Below are 5901 nucleotides of genomic sequence, written 5' to 3'. Positions count from 1 at the left end.
ACGACCGTCGAGTAGTCCCGAAGCCGCGAAGGTCCGCCCGGCGGTCAGGCACTCCGGCGGTCAGGACTCCAGCGGTCCGGCATCAGGACGCCGACGACCCGCCGACGATGGAGTCGGGGGTGGTGGAGTCGGCAGCCTCGGCCGCGACGGCGGCGTCGCAGCCGCCCGTGTCGGCCGCGGATGCCACGGCCACGGCTTTCCCGGCAGGAACACGACGTCGCAACAGACCGCGCCGGGCTCGCGGACGGCCTGCGTCGGCCGACCTCCGGCCGGGCCGCTTCCGGCTACCCGTCACGACCGGCGCGTCCTCGTCCTCGGCCTCCGCCTCCGCTGCGGGCCTGACGGGCTGTTCCCCGGTTGTCGAGGCGACCTGCGCGGGCTGCAAGTCCACGGCCAGCTGCGAGTCCACGGCGGTCGAGAAGGCGGCCTCGACAGCCTCACCGGCCTCGACAGCCTCACCGGCCTCGACAGCCTCACCGGTCGCCTCGGGCAGGTCGGCCGGAGCGGTATCCTCCGCCTCCTCCGCGACCCACACGTCGAGAGCAACCGTCCGCCAGTCCTCGAAGACCTCCTGAACGGCGAAGTCCGCGGCGAGCAGGGCGTCACGGTAGCGAACGAGCTGCTCGTACGACAGGGTCGGATCCGGCTGCGGTCCCGTCACCACGGGGACCTCGGAGGCCGTCGCGGTGGCGCCCGCGACAACGGCCGCGACGACGGCCGTGGTCACCCGACAGGTAACGGACCCGGCGGAGTCGATCGTCTCCGTCAGCGTCCAGGAACGGCTGGCCGCCGCGGCGAGCCGCGGATCCGTGAACGCCTCGCCGCCGGCCTGCTCCGTCAGAAGCGTCGCGATCCTCGCCGCGACCGTGGTGGTCGCCACGTCGCCCCTACCCCATCGCACGACCGCACGTCCTTTCCTTCGATCTCTGTCTGCCGCTGTGCCGAAGACGCCCATGATCGGCCGACCCCGGAGAATGGCGCCGGCACCTGAGGGCGAGAACTGCATCTTGACGGACGGATCGGATGCGCTACGCAGCGGGGTGCTTTTTGCCACATGGCGGACATACGATACAAACACTGGACGGCCCCGATCGAGGTTCCCCTGCTACGACCAACGGGCCGCAGCGCCGCGCCGGGGAGCAGACGAAACCTCCGGGCTCGCGGACGACTCTGCATCCGCCGTCGGCACGCCAATCGCGACCTAGCGTAATCACATCATGAAGTCGCTCGATTACACCTCGCCGGACTTCGGCGGGCGCCACACCCGGACCTACCCTTTTCAGATGAGGCCGGAACCGGCGTTCACGGGTTCGCCGAATGGCATCCGCCGAGACGCACGACACCGCTTCCGTGCGGTCGCGATCACCGCCTCCAACAGCGAGCGTTATATTCTTCTTGCTGCAGGTGACAACAGCGACGGTCTTCTACGGCGTCAGGGTCGGGCGGAGTCAACGGTGTCAGACGAACTGGCGGACGGTTCCGGAGTCGGTGACGTACCGGGGCCTGCGTCGATCACCGGAACCATCCGGGTGTTTCTTCTCGACGACCACGAGGTGGTGCGTCGCGGGCTGCGGGATCTCCTCACCGACGAACCCGATGTGGAGGTGGTCGGGGAGGCCGGGCGGGCCGATGAGGCGGTCGCCCGGATCCTGGCTCTCCAGCCCCACGTCGCGGTGCTGGACGCACGCCTGGAGGACGGCAGCGGTATCGAGGTCTGCCGGCAGGTCCGGTCGAGCGATCCACGGATCGCCTGCCTCATCCTGACCTCGTTCGACGACGAGGAGGCGCTCTTCACAGCGATCATGGCGGGCGCGGCCGGCTACGTTCTCAAGCAGATCCGGGGAACCGCCCTCGTGGACGCGGTGCGCCAGGTGGCGGCGGGCAAGTCCCTGCTCGATCCCGCGGTGACGCCCCGGGTCCTGGTGCGGCTGCGGGAGGGACCGGCCGAGGACGAACGGCTCTCCGGGCTCACCGACCAGGAGCGGCGCATCCTCCGGCTGATCGCGGAGGGGCTCACCAACCGCCAGATCGCCAGCCGGATGTTCCTCGCCGAGAAGACCGTGAAGAACTACGTCTCCAGCATGCTGTCCAAGCTCGGGCTGGAGAGCCGGACCCAGGCCGCGGTGTTCGCCACCAGGCTGAACCCCTGAACCCCTGAGGCTCTTGAGGCTCTTGAGGCCCGGGGTTCCCGCAGCCCCGCCGCACCCGCTAACCGAGGACGCCCCGTCCCTCGCCGGAGTGCACGCGAAGCTCGAGCAACGGCGCGATCACTGGAACCTGCCAGGTCATGGTGGTGCCGACGCCGCCCGCTCCCGGGCCGAACTCCATCCGGCCGCCGAGGTCGAGCGCACGGTGCCGCAGGTTGGCCAGCCCGCTGCTGCGCGAGGCCTTGCCAGGGCCGCGGCCGTCGTCGCGCACCTCGACCAGGAGGTCGGCGTCGGTGACCCGCAGCAACACGTGGATCCGGGAGGCCCGCGCGTGGCGGGCGATGTTGGACAACGCCTCGCGCAGCGCCGCGAGCATGTGCGGGCGGATGGCCGCGGGGACCCCGCGGTCGATCGGTCCGTCCAGCCGGACCGTCGGGGTGATCCCCAGGGCCCGTTCGGCCTGGGCGATGACCGCTTGGATCTCGGCGCGCAGATCGGTCTCCTCAGCAGCGTTGGAGGTCAACGAGAAGATCGTCTGACGGATGTCGGAGATGGTCTGGTCAAGCTCGCCGGCGGCGGCGTCCAGCCGCTCGGCCGCCCGGCTGTCCACGGCCCGGGCGAGGCTCTGCAGGTGCAGACCGGTGGCGAACAACCGCTGGATCACGACATCGTGCAGGTCCCGAGCGATGCGGTCCCGTTCCTCGAAGACAGCCAGACGCTCCCGGTCGCGGTGCACCCGGGCCAGTTCGAGGGTGAGCGCGGCCTGCCCGGCGAAAGCCGCGGCCATCTCCAGGTCCAGACCACCGAAGGAGGCCGAACGCCCACCCGAGCCGAGGACAAGGATGCCCAGCGCCCGGCCACCCGCCATCAGCGGCACCACCATGCCGACCTTCACCGGGAGGTCGGCATGGTCCGCGCCGAACAGCGGACCGCCCGGGGAGTCGACGGGCACGAGCACGGCCCGGCCGGTGCGCATGGCCTCGTTCAGGCGGCGGTTGTCGGCGAAGACCCTGCCCCGCAGGTCGTCGTCCCCCTCCCCGTCGACAACCCCGACCACCAGGCCGACCTCGTCGGGGACGAGGATCGCGGCGAGCCGGGCCGCAGTCGCCTGACGGGCCCGCCGGGCCACGAGGTCGAGCGCCTTCTCGGGCTCCGCAACCGACAGCAGCGCGGTCGTGATCTCCGCGCTGGCCGAGAGCCAGGCCTGCCGGCGCCTGGTCTCCTCGTACAGCCGCGCGTTCTCGATCGCGAAACCGACCGCGGCCGCCAACGCGCACGCCAGGTCCTCGTCCTCCTGGGTGAACTCGCCGCCGCCGCGCTTCGCGCCGAGGAACAGCGTTCCGAACGCCGCGCCCCGCACCATGATCGGGACGTTGAGGAAGGTGTCGAACCGCGGGTGCCCGCTGGGAAACCCGATCGCGACGGGATGATGGGCGACGTCGGCCACCCGCAACGGCCGCGGGTGGCGCAGACTCTCCCCGATCAGGCCGCGCCCCTCGGGAAGCCTGCCGATCATGGTGGGCACCTCGTCAGGGAAGCCCACGTGGATAAGCTCCGAGATCTCCCCGTCGTCGCCGATCACCCCGAGGGCGCCGTACTTGGCCCCCACGAGCTGGCAGGCGGCCTGCGCGATCCGGCGCAGGGTGACCGGCAGGCTCAGTTCCCGGGCCACGTCGACGACCGCGTCGAGTAGGCCACGCATCCGGGTCTGCACGGACGCCACTTCGTTCACCTGCTCGGAGAGCTGGATCAGAAGCTGTTCGAGCCGCGCGCGATCGACATCGGGGACGGGTCCGCTCATCGGCCCAGGCCCTGGTCCAGGGCAATGACCGAACCTTCGTCCGGGTATCGACGGAATTCGACGAAAACCACCGCGCGTGGCACCTCATTTCCGGTCCCTCGCTCCAGCAGGGTGACGCGGGCGCCTGCCCAGGCGGAAGGATTGCCTGCCATGCAGGATATCCGGCAAACACCCACTCCGTGGAGCAGCGGGCGGAACGCCATGACGGGCACCGGCCGGGTCTCGGGAGGCCATAACGCGCCGGGCTACCTCCAACGTAGAGTGTCGTTCATGGCAGTGCCCCACCTCTTCCTGCACCGCGACCGTGTGACGGATCTGAGCCGGGTCGTCAGCGCGGCGTGTACCGGGCGGGCCTGAGCCAGCGTCATCCTCCCGCGGCGCCACCGGCGGCGCCGGTGGCTCGTCGCCTGCCGTCCCTGGCTGGCTGATCGGCTGGTCCAGCTGGCAGTTCCGTCGCCCCGCCCCGACGATCCGTCGGCCGCGCGACGCCACGCTCAGCCCGTTCGCACCGTGATCTCCACCGCTCCGCGCCGTCGCGCTCCGTGCCTGCGTCGCGGCGGGCCAACGCCGGCAGGACATCACCATCGTGCTCATTCGACGCGGTGACCTGGCGCCTCAGTCTCGCGCGCGGCACCGCTTCTCCCCGCCCGGCCGTGTCCGGCAGTGTGCCGGCGAACGCCACCGGCACCACCCGCGTCCCGGCATCACCCGCGCCTTGGGAGTGACCCGTGCCCCTCCTCCACCCGGTCCTCATCGCCGACCCCACCCGCATCGCCGACCCCACCCTCCTCGCCGACCCCTTCGTGCCGGCCTCGTGCCTGAGCGATGAGCCGGGCCTCATCGACCTGGTGACCCTGTGCGAACTGACCGCCGCGCTCGCGGCGACACCCGAGGTCTGGCGTCCCGTCATCCGTCACCGTCCCGACCGCCGGTGGTACACCCGGCTGCTGCTCTCCGCGACCGTGGAGGTGTGGCTGATCGGCTGGTATCCGGGGCAGCAGACGGAGGTACACGATCACGGCGGCGCGCTGGGGGCGCTGACGGTCGCCGAGGGTTTCGTGGAGGAGGACCAGTACGACCGGAGCTGGACCAGCTCCCAGATGCACCGGCACGGGACCGGGGCCGTGGTCGGCTTCGACCCGACCCACATCCACCGGGTCGCCAACCGCGGCCGGCAGGTCGCGACGACGATCCACGCCTACTCCCCACCGGAACTGTCGATGCGGTTCGCGCCGGCGCCGGCCGATGGCGGCCGGGCAGAGGATCCGCGTGCCGTCGAGATCCCACCCGCGGCCGCAGCAGCCGCGACGGTCCTGGGCCCGGCCGTCACCATCGGCGCGGCCACCGCGCCGATGGAGGCGGGCAGGGGCGACCGCTGGGCTCCGACCCACGCGGTGGCCGGGAGCGGCGCATGACGGCAACCGAGCACGCCACAGCCACGCCACCGAGCCGGATTGACGCGATGCTCGCGGCGGCCCGGTCCCGGCTGCACCGACTCGAACCGGCGCAGGCCGCGCGTGCCCTGGCCGAGAACGGCGACGCGGTGCTGGTCGACATCCGACCCGCGGCGCAACGCGCCGCGGAGGGGGAGATCCCCGGCGCCGTCATCGTGGAGCGCAACGTCCTCGAATGGCGGTTCGACCCCACCAGCGACGCGTGCCTGCCACTGGCGACGGGGGACGATCTGCAGGTCATCGTGATCTGCTCAGAGGGTTACACCTCCAGCCTCGCAGCCGACTCGTTGCGACAGCTCGGCCTGTGGCGCGCCACCGACGTGATCGGCGGATTCCACGGCTGGGCGGCGACCGGACTCCCCACCTGCCCGGCCCGCTGACCGCCGCGACCCGCCGGCCCGGCCGAGGCCCCGACCGGCTTCGACCGGGCCGGCGGGTTTACCCAGGGGGTCTACCCGGGGTCCCCCGGGGGATCCCGGTCGTGCCGGCCACGTCATCG

At 71.7% G+C, this 5901-nt stretch carries 5 protein-coding genes; 3 read left to right on the top strand and 2 right to left on the bottom strand.

Features of this window, described 5'->3' with window-relative positions; all coding sequences use genetic code 11:
• Positions 1-82: 82 nt before the first annotated feature.
• Positions 83-901, bottom strand: coding sequence for a hypothetical protein (locus AC08ON_RS11885; RefSeq protein ID WP_476608378.1), 819 nt, complete (start codon positions 899-901; stop codon positions 83-85).
• Positions 902-1454: 553 nt separating this feature from the next.
• Here AC08ON_RS11885 and AC08ON_RS11880 point away from each other — a divergent pair.
• Positions 1455-2150: a response regulator gene (locus tag AC08ON_RS11880; RefSeq protein ID WP_476608377.1), complete on the top strand. Its 696-nt coding sequence runs from the start codon at positions 1455-1457 to the stop codon at positions 2148-2150.
• Positions 2151-2208: 58 nt separating this feature from the next.
• Here the strand turns inward: AC08ON_RS11880 and AC08ON_RS11875 are convergent, their stop codons facing one another.
• Complete coding sequence (locus AC08ON_RS11875) at positions 2209-3948, bottom strand: GAF domain-containing sensor histidine kinase (protein ID WP_476616964.1); 1740 nt, start codon at positions 3946-3948, stop codon at positions 2209-2211.
• Between the two features lie 728 nt (positions 3949-4676).
• On the opposite strand from AC08ON_RS11875, the gene AC08ON_RS11870 reads away from it, so the two are divergent.
• A complete protein-coding gene (locus tag AC08ON_RS11870; RefSeq protein ID WP_476616963.1) occupies positions 4677-5363 on the top strand; it encodes a cysteine dioxygenase in 687 nt (228 codons plus the stop codon).
• Positions 5360-5782, top strand: coding sequence for a rhodanese-like domain-containing protein (locus tag AC08ON_RS11865; protein ID WP_011435922.1), 423 nt, complete (start codon positions 5360-5362; stop codon positions 5780-5782). Before AC08ON_RS11870 ends, AC08ON_RS11865 begins: the two co-directional genes overlap by 4 nt.
• Positions 5783-5901: the final 119 nt, after the last annotated feature.

The organism is Frankia sp. CoWAU3 (assembly GCF_977971855.1).
This window is presented reverse-complemented; position numbering and strand designations above follow the sequence as displayed.